This is a genomic window from Lactococcus protaetiae (genome assembly GCF_006965445.1).
GTDB classification, from domain to species: Bacteria; Bacillota; Bacilli; order Lactobacillales; family Streptococcaceae; genus Lactococcus; species Lactococcus protaetiae.
Genome location: NZ_CP041356.1, coordinates 965,070 through 986,094, shown reverse-complemented (window position 1 = coordinate 986,094; position 21,025 = coordinate 965,070). Strand labels below are relative to the sequence as shown.

The 21,025-nt window shown below is 38.7% G+C and carries 19 protein-coding genes and 1 pseudogene; 7 read left to right on the top strand and 13 right to left on the bottom strand.

Going from position 1 to position 21,025, the window contains the following annotated elements:
* Nucleotides 1–160 precede the first annotated feature (160 nt).
* The 6 genes and pseudogenes from rsmI to tmk all read right to left on the bottom strand — a co-directional run bounded on the left by rsmI (nt 161) and on the right by tmk (nt 4,467).
* Nucleotides 161–1,032 (bottom strand): annotated as a pseudogene (gene rsmI / locus FLP15_RS04900) (16S rRNA (cytidine(1402)-2'-O)-methyltransferase).
* The gene (gene yabA, locus FLP15_RS04895; RefSeq protein ID WP_142766223.1) at nt 1,032–1,358 is read right to left on the bottom strand and encodes a DNA replication initiation control protein YabA; all 327 of its coding nucleotides are present in this window, start codon (nt 1,356–1,358) and stop codon (nt 1,032–1,034) included. The pseudogene rsmI and the gene yabA overlap by 1 nt, the downstream one beginning before the upstream one ends.
* Nucleotides 1,351–2,127: a PSP1 domain-containing protein gene (locus tag FLP15_RS04890; protein ID WP_142766222.1), complete on the bottom strand. Its 777-nt coding sequence runs from the start codon at nt 2,125–2,127 to the stop codon at nt 1,351–1,353. Before FLP15_RS04890 ends, yabA begins: the two co-directional genes overlap by 8 nt.
* A gap of 115 nt (nt 2,128–2,242) precedes the next feature.
* Nucleotides 2,243–2,461 (bottom strand): hypothetical protein, encoded by a 219-nt coding sequence (locus FLP15_RS04885; RefSeq protein WP_223804731.1) that lies wholly within the window; start codon nt 2,459–2,461, stop codon nt 2,243–2,245.
* Nucleotides 2,451–3,326 carry a DNA polymerase III subunit delta' gene (locus FLP15_RS04880; RefSeq protein ID WP_142766220.1) on the bottom strand — a complete coding sequence of 292 codons (876 nt, stop codon included), beginning with the start codon at nt 3,324–3,326 and terminating at the stop codon, nt 2,451–2,453. Before FLP15_RS04880 ends, FLP15_RS04885 begins: the two co-directional genes overlap by 11 nt.
* Before the next feature lie 505 nt (nt 3,327–3,831).
* Nucleotides 3,832–4,467: a dTMP kinase gene (gene tmk, locus FLP15_RS04875; RefSeq protein WP_142766219.1), complete on the bottom strand. Its 636-nt coding sequence runs from the start codon at nt 4,465–4,467 to the stop codon at nt 3,832–3,834.
* Nucleotides 4,468–4,648: 181 nt separating this feature from the next.
* Between tmk and yycF the strand changes: the two genes are divergently transcribed.
* From yycF to FLP15_RS04860, 3 genes are all read left to right on the top strand, one after another.
* Nucleotides 4,649–5,350 carry a response regulator YycF gene (yycF, locus tag FLP15_RS04870; RefSeq protein ID WP_120773178.1) on the top strand — a complete coding sequence of 234 codons (702 nt, stop codon included), beginning with the start codon at nt 4,649–4,651 and terminating at the stop codon, nt 5,348–5,350.
* Entirely contained in the window at nt 5,343–6,776 is a 1,434-nt protein-coding gene (locus FLP15_RS04865; RefSeq protein WP_142766218.1) for an ATP-binding protein, read from the top strand. The genes yycF and FLP15_RS04865 overlap by 8 nt, the downstream gene beginning before the upstream one ends.
* 98 nt (nt 6,777–6,874) lie before the next feature.
* Nucleotides 6,875–7,687 carry an MBL fold metallo-hydrolase gene (locus FLP15_RS04860; protein ID WP_142766217.1) on the top strand — a complete coding sequence of 271 codons (813 nt, stop codon included), beginning with the start codon at nt 6,875–6,877 and terminating at the stop codon, nt 7,685–7,687.
* Between the two features lie 250 nt (nt 7,688–7,937).
* On the opposite strand, the gene groL is transcribed toward FLP15_RS04860, so the two are convergent.
* The 6 genes from groL to FLP15_RS04830 all read right to left on the bottom strand — a co-directional run bounded on the left by groL (nt 7,938) and on the right by FLP15_RS04830 (nt 12,795).
* A complete protein-coding gene (gene groL / locus FLP15_RS04855; RefSeq protein WP_142766216.1) occupies nt 7,938–9,560 on the bottom strand; it encodes a chaperonin GroEL in 1,623 nt (540 codons plus the stop codon).
* 184 nt (nt 9,561–9,744) lie between these two features.
* Complete coding sequence (gene groES, locus FLP15_RS04850; RefSeq protein WP_142766215.1) at nt 9,745–10,029, bottom strand: co-chaperone GroES; 285 nt, start codon at nt 10,027–10,029, stop codon at nt 9,745–9,747.
* Between the two features lie 749 nt (nt 10,030–10,778).
* Nucleotides 10,779–11,168 carry a single-stranded DNA-binding protein gene (locus FLP15_RS04845; protein ID WP_120773173.1) on the bottom strand — a complete coding sequence of 130 codons (390 nt, stop codon included), beginning with the start codon at nt 11,166–11,168 and terminating at the stop codon, nt 10,779–10,781.
* 258 nt (nt 11,169–11,426) lie between these two features.
* Nucleotides 11,427–12,062: a YtpR family tRNA-binding protein gene (gene ytpR / locus FLP15_RS04840; protein ID WP_142766214.1), complete on the bottom strand. Its 636-nt coding sequence runs from the start codon at nt 12,060–12,062 to the stop codon at nt 11,427–11,429.
* Between the two features lie 89 nt (nt 12,063–12,151).
* Nucleotides 12,152–12,469 carry a thioredoxin family protein gene (locus FLP15_RS04835; protein WP_120773171.1) on the bottom strand — a complete coding sequence of 106 codons (318 nt, stop codon included), beginning with the start codon at nt 12,467–12,469 and terminating at the stop codon, nt 12,152–12,154.
* A 32-nt stretch (nt 12,470–12,501) separates the two neighbouring features.
* A complete protein-coding gene (locus FLP15_RS04830; protein ID WP_142766213.1) occupies nt 12,502–12,795 on the bottom strand; it encodes a hypothetical protein in 294 nt (97 codons plus the stop codon).
* Nucleotides 12,796–13,624: 829 nt separating this feature from the next.
* Here FLP15_RS04830 and pepA point away from each other — a divergent pair.
* Both pepA and FLP15_RS04820 read left to right on the top strand, forming a co-directional pair.
* Nucleotides 13,625–14,692, top strand: coding sequence for a glutamyl aminopeptidase (pepA, locus tag FLP15_RS04825; RefSeq protein WP_142766212.1), 1,068 nt, complete (start codon nt 13,625–13,627; stop codon nt 14,690–14,692).
* Between the two features lie 225 nt (nt 14,693–14,917).
* Nucleotides 14,918–15,454: a GNAT family N-acetyltransferase gene (locus FLP15_RS04820; protein WP_223804730.1), complete on the top strand. Its 537-nt coding sequence runs from the start codon at nt 14,918–14,920 to the stop codon at nt 15,452–15,454.
* Nucleotides 15,455–15,545: 91 nt separating this feature from the next.
* On the opposite strand, the gene FLP15_RS04815 is transcribed toward FLP15_RS04820, so the two are convergent.
* Nucleotides 15,546–18,008 (bottom strand): transglycosylase domain-containing protein, encoded by a 2,463-nt coding sequence (locus FLP15_RS04815; RefSeq protein ID WP_142766210.1) that lies wholly within the window; start codon nt 18,006–18,008, stop codon nt 15,546–15,548.
* 636 nt (nt 18,009–18,644) lie between these two features.
* On the opposite strand from FLP15_RS04815, the gene tyrS reads away from it, so the two are divergent.
* Nucleotides 18,645–19,904 (top strand): tyrosine--tRNA ligase, encoded by a 1,260-nt coding sequence (gene tyrS, locus FLP15_RS04810; RefSeq protein WP_142766209.1) that lies wholly within the window; start codon nt 18,645–18,647, stop codon nt 19,902–19,904.
* A gap of 253 nt (nt 19,905–20,157) precedes the next feature.
* Nucleotides 20,158–20,628, top strand: coding sequence for a hypothetical protein (locus tag FLP15_RS04805; protein WP_142766208.1), 471 nt, complete (start codon nt 20,158–20,160; stop codon nt 20,626–20,628).
* The last annotated feature ends 397 nt before the right edge of the window (nt 20,629–21,025 follow it).

Below are 21,025 nucleotides of genomic sequence, written 5' to 3'. Positions count from 1 at the left end.
TTTCGCCCGACTAAATTCAGTAGGAGTTGAAACTCCTACTGAATAAGTCTTTGCTTCATTACATCTTACTGTTCACTCACAAATGTAAGCCAATATAAACACTATCTTAACACAAACTAAAAAAAGCCGCCATAAAAAAATACTATGGTGGTTTCTATTTTTATAAATCATGAAATTGAGCATACAACTCCTGACGATTCAAGCCACGCTCTTTAGCAACCTGTTTAATTGCAACATTAGTCTTCAAACCTTCATTAATCAGCGTACTGACAGCTTCTAAAGCGGTCAGCTCAGGTTCGTCAGTACTGACAACATTTTCATCAGCACCCGATACAATAATCAAACATTCCCCTTTTATCGCTTGTTCTGTCAGCGATGACAAAACTTCAGAAATCGTTCCTCGCCGATATTCTTCATAGATTTTTGTCAATTCTCGCACTAAAACAACTTGTCGATTTCCATAACTTTCCTTCATATTTTCTAACGTATCCGCCACACGAAAAGGACTCTCGTAAAAAATTTGAGTTTCAGGATAGTATCGCTTACTCTCAAAAAACTGCCGTTGCTCCCTTTTTTTCGTGGCAAAAAGCCATAAAAAATATGCGGTTGTGGTGCCAATCCCGAAGCAATCAACGCTGTAATCCCAGCAGAAGCTCCAGGCAGAGCCACCACATCAATCCCTACAGAAATCGCAGCCTTGACCAAATCATGACCAGGGTCTGAAATTGAAGGCATTCCTGCATCAGACACCTGTGCAATCGACTTTCCAGAATGCAAAAATTCAAGCAACTTAGGAATCTTCTCGTGTGAATTATGTTCATGAAAGGACTCTTGCGGCACTTTGATTTCAAAATGATTGAGCAAACGGAGCGTATTTCTCGTATCTTCCGAGCAAATTAAATCCACAGTTTTTAACGTTTCCAACGAACGTAACGTCATATCCTGCATATTTCCAATCGGAGTAGGGACCAAATAGAGCGTTCCTGCTACTTTTTCGCCTTTGAATGAACGCTGAATATTAAATTTTTCCATTATCGATATAACAACTCCAAGCAGTCTAAGCAAGACTCACCTTCAGCCAAGCGTTCTGCATAATGCAAGTGACAGACGTGAAAACCTTCGTTAAAAATCTGAATCAAATTTGGATTGGGCTGGTCTTTAGTCTGACTCTTTTTGACTTCCTTCTTTTCAAATTCCGCTAAGCGCTCACGCAATTTCTCAAGCTCCATGCGTAGCGTTGCATTTTCTGTCATTGATGCCTCTAACACCTGACGAATACTAGATACTTGTGCCAATGTCGTATTTAATGTATTTTCCAGTTCACCCAATTGTTCAAAAATTTCGTATTTCTCAGCCACGATTCACCTCAATTTCCGCAAGGTCAAATTCCTTGCTATACTCTTCAAATCTGATTTTCACACGATTTTTTAAGATGTTAAGTCCGATTACCTTGCCACGACCTTCTTCGGTAGCAACAGCTTCCCCAAAATCAGGGAAAAACTCCTGTGCTTCCTGATAAAACTTATCCTCGTAGGTTAAACAGCACATCAAACGACCACAAAGTCCATTCAACTTACTTTGTTTCAAAGATAAATTTTGATTTTTCGCCATTTTAATGGACACATTGGGAAACTCATACATAAAATTAGTGCAACACAGAGGACGCCCACAAGGTCCAATGCCTCCCAAAAGTTGAGCCGCATCTCTCGTTCCAATCTGACGCAACTCAATTCGTGTCTTAAAAGTCGTTGCTAATTCCTTTAGCAAAACACGAAAATCAACACGATTTTCCGCAGTAAACGAAATGAACAACTGAGTTTTATCAAAGTTATAAGCAACATTAATCACTTTCATATCCAAATCTTGTGCTTTAACCAACTCCCGAACTTTTGTCTTAGCTTCTAAAGAGTGTACTTCAAGTGATTTTATCTCTTCTCTATCCTCTGTTGAAACTTCTTTTAACACATCGAAACAGGTTTCCACGTTCGCATCAATTTTTCGAATAATTTTGCCATAAAATAATCCTTTATCCGATTGCATTATGACCCCTGTTTGAGCCACAAGTTCAAGGTTTGACTCTGCAAAAGCGTTTGCTTCACCATGTTCAAATTTCACTTCATAAATCATTTAATCCTCCGATGCTTTGTGCCACCATTATATCAAGATATGAGCAACCTCGCTAAGAAGCGTAGAAAAATGCCATTTGGCTCTTTGTGCTTCAGCACATAGCTTCGCATGACCATTAGCTGTAAGCTGCTAAAGCAGCAACGCCAAATGGCAATCCAATGGACAGCGTAGTGCTGAAAGCACGTAGATAGAAAAATGTGGTTGCCTTTTGCTCTTGGAGCTCAGCTCCTAAGCAAACGGACAGCGGAGCGACAAGGTCGCGTAGATCTGCTCGTAGAGCAGGTTCCATTTTATCTTTTTTCATAGCTTCTGGTGGTGCGAACTCAATTATCATAAACATCAATTACCACGAAAGCAAGACACGACTCAAATCGCACATTACTTCTCCACATTTTTACTGCTTTAAATGTTTTCAAAAGATATGAGCTCATTTTCTCTTGAGCTAACAATTGCAAAAGCAAGTCAAATGCCTGATTTTGCTTCTCTTTATCATCAAAAGTATCTGTCAGCTCTGACAAATACAAAAAAGTTTCATCAGTTGATGTTTTTAACAATTTTACAAATTGCTGCAATTTCTTCAGTCCCTCGATAAACCAACTTTGTTGCGAAATGCTAAGTGCCGTCTCTAGCGAGTCAGAAGTTTCCGCAAGAAGCTCCGCTTGAGTTCGTAAAATTCCTTCTTTTTCCAAAAGCTCCTGCAAATACAGGGTATTTTTGGGAAATATAATCACTTGTGTCCTAGACTTTATCGTTTGTAATATCATATTTTCATTATTTGTTAACAAAAATACGACGACATCACTCTCAGGTTCTTCGATAGACTTTAATAAAGCATTCGCCGCATTCGGATGCATTTTTTCTGCATCACGAATCAAAACAACCTGCCTTGTCCCTTCATAACCCGCTTCTGAAAAAACTTGCGTTAACTCACGAATCTGTGCTGTTTTTATCGTTTGCCCTTCTGGTACAATGAGATGTAAATCCGCAAATTCCTGCTTAACAACAAGTCTGCAAGGACGACACTGACCACAAGGAATTCCATCCGTCAAATTTTCACAAAATATCGCCTGACTTAACCAAATTGCCATTTCAAAAGAACCAAAACTACCTGAAAACAAGTAGGCATGACTCAATTTTTTCTGCCGCAATATCGCAGAAAATTGGCCAAAAAGTCGGGGTTGTATTTCAGCTATCTCCATTAAAACCTCTCTCACTAGCAATCTTCTCGTCAGTAAAAATCAAAAAATACTCACTGACAATTTTTTTGATTACTGACAACTTTCTGTCAGTACATTTCAGGATTAGTCAGCTCAAACCTGAAGTAATTTGAGCTGCTTAACTATAGCTAATCCGTAGTAAAAACCAAGAACAGATTGACATTGCTTGCGCAAACCTTATGGCACACAAACGGCGCCACGCTACACTAATTGCATTTACCACTAGGAACTTCGACTTATCGCTTCAGCGAGTTGCGACTTCGACTAGACATTTTCGTGTCGTAGTGAACCATTTCGCCTTATTGCTTCAGCAAATTGCGATTTGAACTTGCCACTTTATAGGATAGCCGTTTGCGCTAAAGCAGCAACGGATATGCTAGTTGTTACACCTAGTGGGTGGCTTAGTGAAATCGACAGCGAAGCAAAGCGGAGATGGAACGAATGGACACCCGTGATATAAAATCCTATCGAATTTTAACAAAACAGCTTAAAATTTGCTGTTAAATCGTTCTTTTATTGCCGTTAATGCATCAGTAGCCACTTTTTCAAGAGACTGACTTGCATCAATCTTCACAAAGCGTTCAGGCTCTTTTGCTACAATCTCAAGATAACCCTGACGAACTTTGCGATGCATTTCTGCACGCTCAAGATCCAAACGATTAACTTCTTCTGAACGATTTTTCATAATACGCGCAAGAGCAAGATCTGTATCAATATCAAAATATAGTGTTAAATCAGGTTTCAAGCCATCTGTAGCAAATTCATTCAGCCAATTAACCACCTCAACACCCAAACCACGTCCATAGCCTTGGTAAGCTACTGATGAATCAATAAATCGGTCAACAATAACCAATTTACCCTCTCGCAAAGCGGGTAACATTTTCTCTTGCATGTGTAAACGGCGCGCAGCCGCAAATAACATTAGTTCTGTTTTAGAGTCGATCTCTCTATTTTCAGTGCTCAAGATGATTTGGCGAATCTCCTCAGCAATACGAACACCACCAGGTTCGCGTGTGGCGACAACCTCTTGCTTCATTTTCTCTAATTCAGGCAAGATATTTTTTAAAACGCTTGTTTTACCAGCGCCATCTGGACCCTCAAGGGTGATTAAAATTCCATTCATAGGCTTTATTATACCAAAAATCGAACATTTTATCCGCTTTTTTTTGAACGAAAAGCATCACTTTTTGCGTAATTTTACTAAAAATTGTATAATATATCTGAAACAGCTTTCTTTATTTGTCAATACAAATAAATGCAAGAAATATTCACTAATAAAAAATAACCTCTCTGAAAGGGCAACTATGAAAAAAATCCTTGTTGTTGACGATGAAAAACCAATCTCTGACATCGTAAAATTTAATCTAACTAAAGAAGGCTTTGAAGTCTTTACAGCTTTCGACGGTGAAGCAGCGCTTGAAGCTTTCAAAGAATTTCAACCTGACCTTATCTTACTTGACCTCATGTTACCAAAAATTGATGGTCTTGATGTTGCTCGTGAAATTCGCAAAACTTCTGACACACCAATTATCATGGTTTCAGCAAAAGATAGTGAATTTGACAAAGTCATTGGTCTTGAACTCGGTGCAGATGATTACGTTACAAAACCATTTTCAAATCGTGAACTTTTAGCTCGTATTAAAGCTAACTTACGTCGTGTCAATGCTAGCCCTGCTGAGTCAAATGATAATGTCAAAAAAGAATTGACAATCGGAAACCTCCGCATCAACCCAACTCACTATGCTGCATACAAAAACGATAAACAACTTGACCTTACTCATCGCGAATTTGAGTTACTTTACTATCTTGCACAACATCTTGGTGAAGTTATTACTCGTGAAAGCCTCCTCGAAACTGTTTGGGGTTATGACTACTTTGGTGATGTTCGTACTGTTGACGTTACCGTTCGTCGCTTACGCGAAAAAGTTGAAGACACCCCAAGTCGCCCACAATATGTTTCAACACGTCGTGGTGTCGGCTATTACATGAGCAACCCACATGATTAAATTTTTTCACTCAATCATCTTTAAAGGAGTAGCTATTCATCTACTTCTTTTTGTCATTCTTTTTGTTAGTCAACCTGAGTATAATATTGCTCATTTTGGTTCTTTTTTTGGCTACTATCTTTTTTCTTTACTTTTCGTATTATTTTTTGTTGTTCAACAACATCAAGCACTCCAAAATGTCTCTAAACAAATGGATGACATCAAAAATGGAAACTTATCAAAGAATAACCCTCCAAAAGGAGACAGTGAATTTACTGAACTTTATAACAAAATTCAGAGTCTTGATGAAAATATTGCGCGTACTCAGAACAATTTAGAAAATCAAAGAAATCAGCTCGATAGTATTTTGGCATATATGATTGATGGCGTTATTGCTACTGATCGACGCGGAAATATCATCATGTGCAATAAGTCTGCTCTAAATTATCTCAATACAACCGAACCTGAGTTGATGCAAAAAAATATTGTTGACATTCTCGACATTGCCAATCAATATAGTTTTTATGATTTGCTAGAAAAAGAGCCTGAAATCACGATTGAAACTCGTATTTCAAGTAACGAATTTATTGCCTTGCGCATCAAATTCGCTCTTTTCCGCCGTGAATCTGGTTTTATTTCTGGTATTATCGCCGTTTTACATGATATGACTGAACAAGATAAAGCTGAACGTGAACGACGTTTATTCGTTTCAAATGTTTCGCATGAACTTAGAACTCCACTTACCTCAGTCAAAGCATATCTTGAAGCTCTTGAAGATGGAGCGATTGACGATAAAGAAATCGCAACCTCATTTATCAATGTTTCATTAAGTGAAACTGACCGAATGATTCGTATGATTTCTGACCTTCTGACACTCTCAAGAATGGACCAAGATAAAATTATACTAAACAAAGAGATGATTAACCTCGTTGCTTTCTTGAATTTTCAAATCAACCGCCTCGATAAAATTTTGGAAACCGACCCAAACGATTTTTTTACAGCAGATTTTACTATTGTACGCAAATTCCCAGATAATCCTGTTTGGGTTGAGATTGATACTGATAAGATTGCACAAGTCATTGATAATATTGTCAACAATGCTTTCAAGTACTCTCCAAATGGAGGAACAATTACAATTTCAGTAGAAACGCGTGAAAAAGATGTTCTAATTTCAATTTCTGACCAAGGAATGGGAATTCCAAAATCCGCTCTTCCTAAAATTTTTGACCGTTTTTATCGAGTAGATAATGAATCAAGAAACTCCAAGGTTGGAGGTACTGGTCTTGGACTCTCCATCGTTCATGACATCGTAAAAATGCACGGTGGGACAATCTTTGCCACTTCTTCTGGCAGCGGACAAGGAACAACTTTTAGTTTCACCCTTCCTTATTTACCAGAAAATAATGATGTCGCTTCCGATGATTGGGATGAATTTAGTGAAGAATGAAGCCAAAACTTATTCATTCAAAGTTTAGTACGTGCTAAGCTTCAATAAAATAAAAAAATCCCATGCATTGCTTGGGATTTTCTGCTACAATAGTGTTTATGACTGAACAAAACGGATTTAAATACTCAATCTTGGCCTCTGGCTCAACAGGAAATTCTTTTTACCTTGAAACACCTAAAAAGAAGCTTCTCGTTGATGCTGGACTTTCAGGAAAAAAAATAGAAAGTTTACTCGCAGAAATTGACCGCGATATCCACGATGTAGACGCACTTTTGATTACTCATGAGCATAGCGATCACATCAAAGGAATCGGTGTTTTGGCTAGAAAATACGGAATCGACCTTTACGCCAATACACTCACTTGGTCTGAGCTGGACGAAAAAAATGCGCTAGGAAAGATTCCTTCTGAGCAAAAGCATATTTTTGAAATGGGAAAAACAATGACTTTTGGAGACTTAGATGTTGAATCTTTTGGAGTAAGTCATGATGCCATTTCGCCACAATTTTACCGTTTCATGAAAGACAATAAGAGCTTCGTCATGTTAACCGATACAGGGTATGTTTCTGATAGAATGCGTGGAACTATTGAAAACGCAGATGGTTATTTGATGGAATCCAACCATGACATAGAGATTCTTCGTATGGGTGGGTATCCTTGGAAAACAAAGCAGCGTATTTTAAGCGACCAAGGCCATTTGTCTAACGAAGATGGTGCAGAAGCTGCATTTAATATACTTGGTAACAAAACAAAACGTATCTTTCTTGGACATCTGAGTCTTCATAATAATATCAAAGAACTTGCTCATCTCACAATGGATGGATATCTCCAACAACATGATGTTGATACTAAGCGTGAAGTTAATATTATTGATACAAGTCATGAACACGCAAGTAAATTATTCGATATTTGAATTTATCTTATAATAATATATAAAAAAATGCTCGGTTTGCCAGCGAGCATTTTTTTAGTTTTGGATTAGTATAAAAGATATTTTTTAGGAGTATACCCAATTATAACAGCATTTTCTTAAATGAAACTCAACAAAGAATATTTTTTATTTTTATTTTTTACGCTGTTAATAGGTGTTGATAATAATAAAAGTCTCTTGAATATTCAAGAGACTTTTTAGTTAATAATCTTCTACTTTGGTAATGAGTTTTTTACATCATGCCACCCATCATTGAAGGATCCATTGGTGGAACTGGAGTTGCTGGCTCTGGTTGATTTGCAACGACTGCTTCTGTTGTCAAAATCAATCCAGCCACTGAAGCTGCATTTTGAAGAGCAGAACGTGTGACTTTCGCTGGATCCACGATTCCTGTTTCAATCATGTTCACATATTCACCAGTAGAAGCGTTGAATCCTGTTCCCGCTGATGTTGAACGAAGTTTATCAATAACAACAGAACCTTCAAATCCAGCATTGGCAGCGATTTGACGTACTGGTTCTTCAAGAGCGCGACGTACGATATTAATTCCTGTTTGTACGTCACCTTCATATTCTAGGGCATCCAGAGCAGTGATTGAGTTAACGAAAGCCGTTCCTCCACCTGAAACAATACCTTCTTCTACGGCCGCACGCGTAGCATTAAGAGCATCTTCAATGAGTAATTTCATCGCTTTAAGTTCTGTTTCTGTGGCAGCGCCAACTTTAATAACGGCTACACCACCAGCAAGTTTCGCTAGGCGTTCTTGAAGTTTTTCACGGTCAAAATCTGATGTTGTTTTTTCAATTTGTGCTTTGATTATCGCAACACGATTGGCGATGGCATCTGGCATCCCAGCACCTTCAACAATTGTGGTGTGTTCTTTATCAACTGTTGCTTTTGCAGCTTGACCAAGTGCGTCAAGTGTTGCATCTTTCAAATCAAGACCAAGTTCTTCAGTAATCACTGTTCCACCCGTCAAAATTGCCAAATCTTCAAGTTGAGCTTTTCTGCGGTCACCAAATCCTGGTGCTTTGACTGCGACAACATTAAATACACCCTTGATTTTATTGAGCACAAGTGTTGGAAGTGCTTCCCCATCCACATCATCAGCAACAATAAGCAATGGACGATTTGTTTTCAAAATTTGTTCAAGTAGAGGTAGGATTTCTTGGATATTTGAGATTTTCTTATCAGTGATAAGAATATACGGATTATCCAATTCAGCGACCATTTTTTCAGTATTGGAAACCATGTATTGGCTGAGATAACCTCTGTCAAACTGCATTCCTTCAACAACATCAAGCTCAGTTTGCATTCCTTTTGATTCTTCAATAGTGATAACACCGTCAGCTCCCACACGTTCCATTGCATCAGAAATATACTCACCGACTTTTTCACTTCTTGATGAAACTGTTGCAACTTGTGCAATAGCTGATTTATCATGAACAGGGATTGCCATATCTTTAATTGCTGCAATAGCTGCTTCTGTTGCCAATTCTATACCACGGCGAATTCCAACTGGATTGGCACCAGCAGTCACATTCTTTAACCCTTCACGGACAATGGCTTGAGTAAGCACTGTTGCGGTAGTTGTTCCGTCACCTGCAACATCATTTGTTTTTGAAGCTACTTCACTCACAAGCTTTGCTCCCATATTTTCAAAATGGTCTTCAAGCTCAATTTCTTTGGCAATTGTTACCCCATCGTTAGTAATCAATGGTGAACCGTACGATTTTTCAAGAACAACATTACGTCCTTTAGGTCCCAATGTTGTTTTTACAGTATCCGCTAGAATATCAATTCCTCGCATCATTGCAGTACGAGCATCACTTGAAAATTTAATTTCTTTTGACATTTTTTCATCTCCTTTAAGATTTAAGGTGTGAAGATTGTCTGTTCTAAAATCACGAAAATTATTTGTTTACTCCTCTGGTTTCAAAGCTAAAATTTGTAAGCATATAAAACAAAAAAGTTAAACTACTCTATCTTCATTTTCGTTTAGTGCAGACCTCTCAACTTATTATTTAATCAGTTTTATATTAATCAAGAATGGCAAGTAGGTCACTTTCGTGGGCGATAAGATAGTTTTCTCCATCCACTTTAATTTGACTTCCAGCAAATTTTTCAAAGACAACTGTGTCTCCTACTTTTACTGTCGGTGCAACGAGTGAGCCGTGGTTTGTCGTTTTTCCAGGTCCTACGGCAATAACTTCAGCAATTTGCGGCTTTTCCTGAGCTGCAGCTGCAAGTACAATACCACCAATTGATTTTTCTTCCTCTTCTTTCACACGTAATACTACGCGGTCAAATAAAGGTTTTAACATGAGAATACCTCCGTAAGTTAATTTTTCTATTTTTGTTAGCACTCTAAGATAAAGAGTGCTAACTCTGATTATTATTTTATCTCAAAGGTCAGTTTTAGTCAAGAAAAAACTTCTTTCTATTGTGTATCAATGTGACACTGCTAAATTGATTATTATATTATATTGATTCCATCAGTAATAACTGTAATCGGCACACCCTGTTATCAATTAATCGAGTGGCGGAGCAGTATCAATTTGTTTAAGATTATGGGTATAAACTTGTTTGAAGTGGTTACTTCATTGGTGGGGAGATTCTCTTTCCCCACCAATGTTAGGGCACAACCTCTAGGTGTAACAACTAAGCGACCTGTACGCAGCTAAAGCTGCGACAGTCTGCTTAACGTCAAAGATATGAAGTCACCTTGTCCCTGAAGTCTAAGCGCTAAGACCCTAGGGCAGTAGAACGAAAGCAGAGCTTGCGATTTTGCCTTATCGTTTTAGCGATTTAGAGCAAATGGACAGCGTAGCGAAGCGGAGATAGTGCTGCTTATCCCGCCACCTTTAAGAGGTAGGGAAATTGTCACTCCGACTAGGTGCTTTGCCTTTTGCTCTTGCTGCTTTAGCAGCTAAGCAAACGGACAGCGCGTAGACCGTTCGTAGAACGGTCTGCGAAGCACGTAGCACCATAGCAAGGAGGGACAGCGTAGCCCAAAGGGCGGAGATAACACTCACTTGCTAAGTTAAATATGTTTTCTCATCCATCTGATGTATTAGAAAGGTAATTCTTCGGCTTCGAGTAATATTTCTTCCGTCTTTGCTGCGTTTTCTCTTAAAGCAATCGTTGCTCTACTTTCAAGTAGGTCGTAGTTCATTCCCAAAATTTCAGTGACATAGTGTTTCTGATTGGATTTATCTGTATAGTTTCGAGTTCTTATTTCTCCTTCTACAGAGATAAGCGTTCCTTTTTTGGAATAAGAAGAAAGCGTTTCTGCTAATTTTCCCCAAAATACTACTGAGATAAAATCTGCTTCTCGTTCACCATTTTCATTTTTAAAACGGCGATTAACGGCTAATGTGATACGAGTGTAGGATTTGTCATTTGACGTTTTCGATAGTTCGGCTGAACTAGTGAGTCTGCCGATGAGCATTGTTTTATTCATTAAAAAAATTCCTCCTGTTTACTTATACGTAAACAAAAGGAATTTGTCACATTTTTTATCAAAACAAGTGCGTGCTATCTCCGCCTTACGGCTTATGCCGTCGATGCTTGCAACGGTGGCTACGTGCTTCGCACGCCGTTCTGCGAACGGTCTACGCAACTTCGTTGCTCCGCTGTCCGTTTGCTTAGCGTAGCGAAGATAGCGACTAGAGAAAATGGACAAATGTTTCACGAAACTCCCACTGAATAAGTCTTGACTTCATGCTTTCCACATCGTTTTAGAATCAAATTTTTCTCCCACTGATAATGTTTGGGAAAGTTCAATGATTCCTTTAACTTGTGGAGCATTCGGAAGTTCCAACTCGCGCGCCGAACAAAGCATTCCAAAAGATAAAACTCCTCGCAATGCACCTGGGAAAATAAGCGTACCATTTGGCATCATTGCTCCTGGTAAAGCGGCTACTGTTTTTAAGCCAACTGTTGCATTTGGTGCTCCACAGACAATTTGAACAGGTTCTTTGAAACCAACATTGACTTTACAAACATGAAGATGGTCAGAGTCAGGATGTTCTTCCATTTCAACAATTTCAGCTACAACAAATTTTGGTTGCGCGTCGTAGACGAGCACTTCGTCAAAACCTGATTTTCTAAATTCTTTATTAAGAATTTCAACATCATCAGCTGACAGGAAAAGTTGTCCATTACGTTCAAGTTCTGTCAGTGCTGACAGAATTGATTTTGCTTCAAAAATGTTCCATCCAACAGTTGCTCCTGTTTCTTCAACAAAAACACGAGCAATTTTTCCTTTGCGCTCAAAATTGACTTTTTTTCCTTCATCATTTGCTACGATGAGCATCAAAACATCACCTACATGTGTATTGTAAGTTGCAATCATTCTATTATTTTCCTCTTTAGTTTTTGTCAGTATGCTGACAGCTTTGACATTGTATCAGAAACACTGTCAGTGTACTGACAGTGCTTTTTTTATTTAGCTGTTGCCAAAAATGTATTAACTTCTTCTTTTGTTTTCCGAAGTTTATTGACCAAACGTGCTGTTTCTTTGCCATCTTCAATGACAACAAAACTTGGAATTCCCATAATTCCCCATTCAACTGCTACGTCCATGTACTCATCCCGATCTACTTCAATAAATTCGAATTCTGAGTTTTCAGCCTCAATTTCTGGCATTTTAGGCTTGATAAAGTTACAATCGCCACACCAACCAGCTGTGAAGAAGAAGACGTGTTTTCCAGGTGCCTTGACAAGTTCTGCCAAATTTTCAATATTTTTAGGGATAATCATATTTTTTCCTCCAATATTTATCAAAAACAAACTTATGTCAGTTTGATTTTTGTATTTTTCTCACTTGAGATTTCTAAAGTTTCTGCATTAATCTCAAAAGAAATAGCTTTGTTGCCATTCACGATACCGCCTTTGAAATACGCCCCGTGGTCTGGGTCTTCAAAAATCCATACGGCATCAATTTTCTCATCAGAAAAATGCTGTCGTGCTGTATCGGTCAGTTCACGAAGTAGATTTTCTTCCATAGATTTATAACCATGATAGACCACATGAGCGGTTGCTGCTCCTGCAACAATACCTAAACCAAACTTCAATATTTTTTTCATAGTGAAATTTTACCATAAATCCTGCTATAATTATAGTGTAAATCCTCAAAATCGTACTGATAAAAGTTTGTCAGTAAATTTTGACATCATGATGGTGTGCTGTAAGTTAGCGATTGAAGTGATTACTTCATTGGCGGGGTTGCTCCCCCATCAATGTTAAGGTACAACCTCACATCAAAGATATGAGGTCACCCTGTCCCTGAAGTCTATCTCGCTTTGCTCCGCTGTCGATTTCGCTAAAGCGCTAAGACCCTAGGGCAGTAGAACGAAAGCAGAGCTTGCGATTTCGCCTTATCGCTTTGCCTTTTGCTCTTACTGCTTTAGCAGTTAAGCAAACGGACAGCGGAGCAACGAAGTTGCGTAGACCGTTCGTAGAATGGCGTGCGAAGCACGTAGCGAGTTGCGACTTCGACTAGGCACGTTTGTACCGTAGCGAGAATTGACAGCACAATGAAACGGAGATAGAGCGAATGGACAGCGTAGCGAAGCGGAGATAGTGCTGCTTATCCCGCCACCTTATAGAGGTGGGAAAATTGCGATTGCGACTAGGTGTTCCAGCACCGTAGCGAGCATTGACAGCGGAGCCCAAAGGGCGGAGATAGCACGAACAAATACCTCGCACCTATCTGATACTGGTTAATTTCCAAAAATTCCTTTTGGAAATTAAAGTTCGCAGGTGAGAAAAAGCAAGGGTTTTCTCAATCGTCGCAAGGCACGCTTCTGTGAACGGTCTACGCTGTCCGCTTGCTTAACAAAGCAGTATATCTGCAGCTCAACTACTAAATCTGCTAACGCAGCTTCAATGCTGAGCTAGTATAAAGGAGAAAAAATGGAACTTTTCAACAAAATCAAAACACTCACTGAGCTTCAAGCAACCTCTGGATTTGAAGCACCTGTACGCGAGTACCTCAAACAACGCATGATTGAGCTTGGCTACACTCCCGAATTTGATGGACTCGGTGGTATTTTTGTCACTAAAGAAAGCAAAAAAGAAAATGCACCACGGATTATGGTCGCTGCACACATGGATGAAGTAGGCTTCATGGTATCTGAAATCAAAGCTGACGGAACTTTGCGTGTTGTTTCACTTGGTGGCTGGAATCCTCTCGTCGTTTCGGCACAACGCTTCACTCTTTTCACACGTCAAGGCAAAAAAATCCCTGTTGTGACCGGTGGATTGCCTCCACATCTTCTTCGTGGAACAGGTGCAACTCCTAGTATGCCAGCTATTTCAGATATCATTTTTGATGCTGGTTTTGATAATGCCGCTGAACTTGCTGAATATGGCGTTGCACAGGGCGATGTCATCATTCCAGAAACAGAAACTATTCTGAGTGCAAATGGTAAAAATGTTATCTCTAAAGCTTGGGATAACCGTTATGGCTGTTTGATGATTCTTGAATTACTCGAATTTTTGGAAAATAAGGAACTTCCGATTACACTGATTATCGGAGCAAATGTCCAAGAAGAAGTGGGACTACGTGGCGCAAAAGTAGCAACAACAAAATTCAATCCTGACTTATTCTTTGCTGTAGATTGCTCGCCTGCAAGTGATACTTTCGGAGATAACAATGGTCGCCTTGGTCTTGGTACAACGCTGCGCTTCTTTGACCCAGGTCATATCATGCTTCCCGGTATGAAAAATTTCCTACTTGATACTGCTGAAAATGCAAATATCAAGACACAAGTTTACATCGCCAAAGGTGGAACTGATGCTGGTGCTGCTCACTTAGCAAATGCTGGTATTCCTTCAACGACAATCGGTGTTGTTGCTCGTTACATTCACAGTCACCAAACGATTTTCAACCTTGATGACTTCAATCAAGCCCAAAACTTTTTGCGCGCTATCGTAAATTCCCTTGATGCTGAGAAAGTTGCTCAAGTCAAAAACTATTAGTACTGCGTAACTTTCAAATATAGCACTCGAAAGTTATCTCTACTTCGCTCCGCTATCCATTTGCTCATCAAGCAAAACTTGCAAAAGTAAAAGGCAGTATATCTGCAGCCCATCATATAATTTGCTCTTGGTAAACCTTTAGCTTGTTGATGACAAAGCAGATCTCAAAATTTAAACTCGGAGGTACTGTTGTTAGATAAATCCCTTCCTTTTTTCGACTTTATTATGAAAAGACCTGCAGGCTCACCAATCCCTGATTATCCACTTTTGGATGGTTTCCATGTTGTTAATTTTCAGCTTGGAGATGAGCTAGATTGGGCAAAAATTGAAACAGCAGTTGGCGAATTTACTGACGAAGATTTAGCACTTAAATATTTTACTGACAAGTTTTTGTCAGTGTTGACAGAAACAGAAAAACGTACTATTTTCCTTGAAAATTCTGGCGGACAAAAAGTAGCAACAGCAACTGCTTGGTGGGACTTTAAGGGTGATGCTAAAGTTCCAAAGCTCCACTGGGTCGCCGTTTTACCAGAATTTCAAGGCTTAGGACTCGGCAAAAGTTTACTGACCGTTATTACAAAGAGAATGGTTGAGCTCGACAAAAATCAAGACTTTTACCTCCACACTCAGACTTGGAGTTCACGCGCTGTCAAACTTTATGAAAAATTTAGCTATTTCATTACTGACGAAAAAAATATTGCCTCTTGTAAAAATGACCACTATCTTGATGCTTTGTCAGTGCTGACAAAACTTTTAAAATAACAAAAACTTCGAAGAAAATAATATTCTTCGAAGTTTTTTCAATTTATTTTTCTGTCAGTATGCTGACAAAAAAATTTTAGCCCATCAGCATTCAATTATTAGCTTTTTTTGAAGAAGAGGAAGGCGTTGTTGAACTTTTAGTGATTTCAGATTTATAGTTTGGCAAGATTTTACTCCATGCATCAGCTACATCTGAGCTTGAACCACCAATTGCAAAGTTATACTGAGTGACTGGTGCTCCAGCTTTTGTTGCCCAGAAACTAGTTGTAGTCGCGCCACTTATGCTAACTCCATTCAAGGCCCCTCCTGAGATTTTTCCTGCTTTTTCCCCTGTAGACACAAGAACCTTTGATTTTGTGACATTTGGATCTTTGTTGGGATCTGGGAATTTTTTACCTGGCCCAAAAATTGTTGGGTCAGCTGCATTAATCGCATTGACCAGATTTGCCATATAAGTCCCATTTTTAGAGTAAGGTGTGAGTGAACCCATTGGAGAATTATTGTCATGTCCAATCCAACTTCCCAGTGTCACAGTAGGAGTTGAGAGCATCAACCAACCATCTGTATAATCATCTGTTGTCCCAGTTTTCCCTGTCCACTGCACATTTTGTGCCAAACTTGGATTAATTTGTGACAACACTCCATAGAAAGTTGACGTTTTTTGAGATGTAATGACATTATTCAGCAGATATTCCATAATCGTTGATGTTGCTTCAGAATAAACTTGTGTTGGTTTATTTTGGTGTTGATAGATTACCTTGCCTGTATCATCTTTAATGCTTTGAACAACATAATAAGGCTCATACACACCACCATTTGCCAAAGTTTGATAACCATTCGTATGCTGAACTACTGTAGGGTCAACACCACCACCCAATGGTAATGATTCTACTGAATAATCTTTAATGTCATAACCCATTTTGCTCATATAAGGTTCTGAAGATTTCCCTGATTTCAAAATATCTTGATAAGTCCAATAAGCCGGAATATTCCATGATACATCTAAGGCTTCTCCCAATGGCATCATTGTGTTGGACCCCTTCTCTCCAACGTGCATGATATCCTGACCTGAAGAATATTTCGCCGGATAGTTTGATAGCATCGTGGCTGACCCCATCAAGCCCATATCAATTGCAGGACCATACGCTAATACCGGTTTAATAGAAGAACCTGGCGAACGTTGAGTGTCAAACGCATGGTTATTCTGATTTTGAGCATAGTTCAAGCCACCAACAAAGCCAATTACAGCTCCTGTAGAGTTATCCATCAAAACATTCCCTGTTTGAACTTCACCAGTTCCATCTTGAAGCTCTCCCCCATGCTGTGCAACAGCAGTTTGCATAGCGCTATAAATCGTTTGATTAATGGTTGTAGTTACCTCATAACCATCATTTTGGAGAGCCTGTTCAGCCAAGTCGCGATAATGCTGTTTTGTACTGTCATTTCCAAGTTCAGTAGCCGAGACCTTATCACGCTGTACAAGATAGTCATAAATATGGTTTACCGCTTCAGTATAAGCAACATTGTAGAGATAGCCATGCTCTTGTGATTGAGCAGTGGCAGGTTGCAAAAATTCTTTCGAAATATCATAAACTTTATACTTATCGTAGTCAGCTTTCGTAATATAACCACCACGATACATATTAAACAAAACATCTTTCTGCCTAGACAGCCCGTAGCTCAGCATTTCTTTTGATTTCAAAGAACCATCTGCATTATATGGAGAATAAACGATTGGACTTTGAGGCAATCCTGCAATAAAAGCAGCTTCTGGAATGGATAAGTCTTTTGCTGATTTGCCAAAAATCCCCAGTGCAGCTTCCTGAACCCCTGCAATATTTTGTCCCTTATTATTTCGACCAAAAGGCGAAACATTCAGGTAATCTGTTAAGATTTGGTCTTTAGTCAAATAATTATTCAAGGCACGGGCATAAACAATTTCACTCGCTTTCCGTTGAAAAGTGACACTATCTCCCAATATTTGTTGTTTGATGAGCTGCTGAGTCAACGTTGACCCACCAGAACTTGTACCACCACCAACAGAGCCAAGTATCCCACGAACAACAGCCTTTGGAACAACACCATCATTTGTTTTGAACGTATCATCTTCCGTAGAAATCAAGGCATTCTTTACATTATTTGAGATTGCATCTCCAGCCACAGTCACTCGGACAAGGTCACTCGAAATATCAGAAATCGGCTGACCATTTGAGTAATTAATGACTGAAACACCATGAATATCATTGATTTTTGCCAACATTTCAGACTTAGCGGGAACCTTTGTTTTCTCCACAAGACGTGCAAAATAGCCTATTCCAGCTGCAGTACCAAATACTCCTAACATGACAAAAATGATACCAAAAATGACACTTACTCCGCGAACAACACTAAAAGTTGTTGACCAAGCTGTTTTACTATCACCAGTATCATCTGATTTTGCTTGTTTCTTTGTGTTCTTAGCTGAACTCGCCTTTTTCTGACGCCTTCTAGCCTCCATTTTATCTTGAAGTCGATTCTCTATTTCTTCTTTAGAATCAATCGGGTCTTTTTTCATGCCCCTATTATACCAAATTTACTCTAAATTTTCGCACGTTTCGGAAACTTTTTTGGTATAATTGAATTCATATGAATAAAAATGAGTGAAAAAAGATAAATTCCAGAACCTTTGCTATGCAAAGAAGCTTGAAATTTCCTATCTCCGTGCTTTCAGCACTACGCTGTCCATTGGATTGCCATTTGGCATTATGAGCTTTGCTCATTTACAGCCACTGCCTTTTGCTCTTACCATTTAGTCTTGCCAGCTTTGCTGGATTGCGATTTGAACTTCCGACTTTATAGGATAGCCGTTTGCGCTTTAGCGCTTACGGATATGCTAGTTGTTTCACCTAGTCGGTTGCCACTGCGACTAGACTAGGTGCTTCGCCTTTTGCTCTTGCTGCTTTAGCAGCTAAGCAAACGGACAAATGTCCTGAGGTCATGCGAAGCTATTTACTGAGGCACAAAAATCCAACTGGCATTTTTCATCATTTCTGAGCAATCGTGCTCACATCTTGGTATAATTGAGTTCGCACGATAGAAATGAGTGAAAAAAGATAAATCTCTCCAAGAAACTCTGTTTCTCTACTAGATTTCCTATTTTTCATCATTTCTGAGCAATCGTGCTCACATCTTAAACGAAAGGATTTAACAAATGAACATTTTTGACGAACTTAAAGCACGTGGTTTGATTTTCCAAACAACTGACGAAGAGCTGCTCCGTAAGGCGCTCACGGAGGGAATGGTTTCTTATTATGTCGGTTATGACCCTACTGCAGATTCTCTTCATTTAGGAAATCTTGTTCTAATTTTAACCATGCGTCGTTTGCAACTCGCTGGGCATAAACCCTATGCACTTGTTGGTGGGGCAACTGGACTCATCGGAGACCCTTCTTTTAAAGATGATGAACGTTCTCTTCAAACCAAGGAAACTGTCACAGAATGGTCTGGTAAAATCCGTAGCCAACTTGAACGTTTTCTTGATTTTGAAAATGGTGAAAACAAAGCTGAGATGACCAACAACTATAATTGGTTTGAAAACTTAACTTTCATTGATTTTTTGCGTGATGTTGGTAAATATTTCACAGTAAATTATATGATTAGCAAAGAATCTGTTAAAAAACGGATGGAAACGGGAATTTCTTACACCGAATTCGCTTATCAAATCATGCAAGGTTATGACTTTTACGAATTGAATCAACTTCATAATGTCACATTACAGCTTGGAGGTTCTGACCAATGGGGAAATATGACCGCTGGAACAGAATTACTGCGTCGGAAAGCTGACAAACAAGGACACGTGATTACCATTCCACTTATTACTGATAGTACCGGTAAAAAATTTGGTAAATCTGAAGGAAATGCAGTTTGGCTTGATGCTGAAAAAACTTCACCTTATGAAATGTACCAATTTTGGCTCAATGTTGATGATGCTGATGCAATCAAAATGCTCAAAATTTTTACTTTTTTGACACTAGATGAAATCGAAGCAATCCGTATCAAATTTGAAGCTGCACCACATGAACGTTTGGCTCAAAAAACTTTAGCAAAAGAAGTGGTAACATTGGTTCACGGTACAAAAGCTTATGAACACGCTGTCAAAATTACGCAAGTTCTTTTTGGTGGAGGAGATTTAAAAGCCTTAGAAGCTAAAGATATTTTGGCTGGTTTAAAAGCTGTTCCCCATTATACTGTCAGTGCTGACCAAGATTTGTCATTAGTTGAACTACTGATTTCTGCTGGCATTGAAAGTTCTAAACGTCAAGCCAGAGAAGATATTACAAACGGTGCGATTTATATCAATGGTGAGCGCGTGACTGACTTGACCTATACTTTGTCAGCTGCTGACAAAATTGACGGACAGGTTACTGTAATTCGTCGTGGTAAAAAGAAAAATTTTGTACTCACTTATTGATTAAAATCATTTTTTCACAATAGCCTTGACATTGTGAAAGTTTCTGAAAAAATTGAAGTGATTACTTCATTGGTGGGGAATTCTTTCTCCCCACCAATGTTAGTAGAACGAAAGCAGCACTTGCCAAGTTAAAAAAGAGCTTCATGGCTCTTTTTTCTCATGCATTGTCCCTGATAAAAATTTAAGACATTGTATTTTTTTTGTTAAAGCTTTATGTTATAATGTTATCATTGAACAGTTTTAGGTGATAAAAATGATAGATAAAGATATTGAAGAAAAATTAAAAACTCTTCGTGAACTGTATTTAGATAAACGCTCTGAAAATGATGATGATGAAAGTACACCAGAACTTGATGCTTTCACATCGCTTACAACTGAAGAAAAAGAGACCAAACTTCTTTCTCATATTGATATGATTTCTAAAAAATTAATTCATTTAGATGAGAAACTTGGTCAGTTGCGTTCCAAAAAGGCTTCAAAAACAGAAATTTCTGAGCTTAAATACTACATTGATGTCGTCAAAAATAAGAAATCAATTCTTGAGCAAAAATTAGACTATATCCAAAGCGGTGAATTTGATGCTGCTCGTAAAGATAAGATTAAACGTCAATTAACTGAACTTGAACTCAAACGCTGCAAAGCTTTGTTGACGAAAAAAGACTACTCAAAAATTGAAGAAAAGATTGCAGCTAAAAAAGAACAAATTAAAAAACGTCCGAAATAAGCGATTTGGTCCTTGAAAATTCGCTCTTTTGGTGTCAGTTTAACTTATCATTTTTGAAATAATTACTGACAGAAATCTGTCAGTGATTTGTGAGGTTATTTGTGTTGTAAAATATCGCATTATCCTACTAATACTGTTTAATTTCTAAATATTCCATTTAGAAATTACTTCGCTACGCTGTCCGTTTGCTTAGCAAGCAAAGCTTGGCAGTATATTTGCAATTCATCTACCAAATCAATCTGCTACGCAGATTTAGAGATGAACTAGTATAAACAATTCTTAATTTTATCAAAGCAGCACTATCTCCGCTTCGCTACGCTGTCCATCCTCGCTATGGTGCTAAAGCACCTAGTCGGAATGGCAATCCTTGAATTTCGTCCGACTGCCCTAGGGCGTT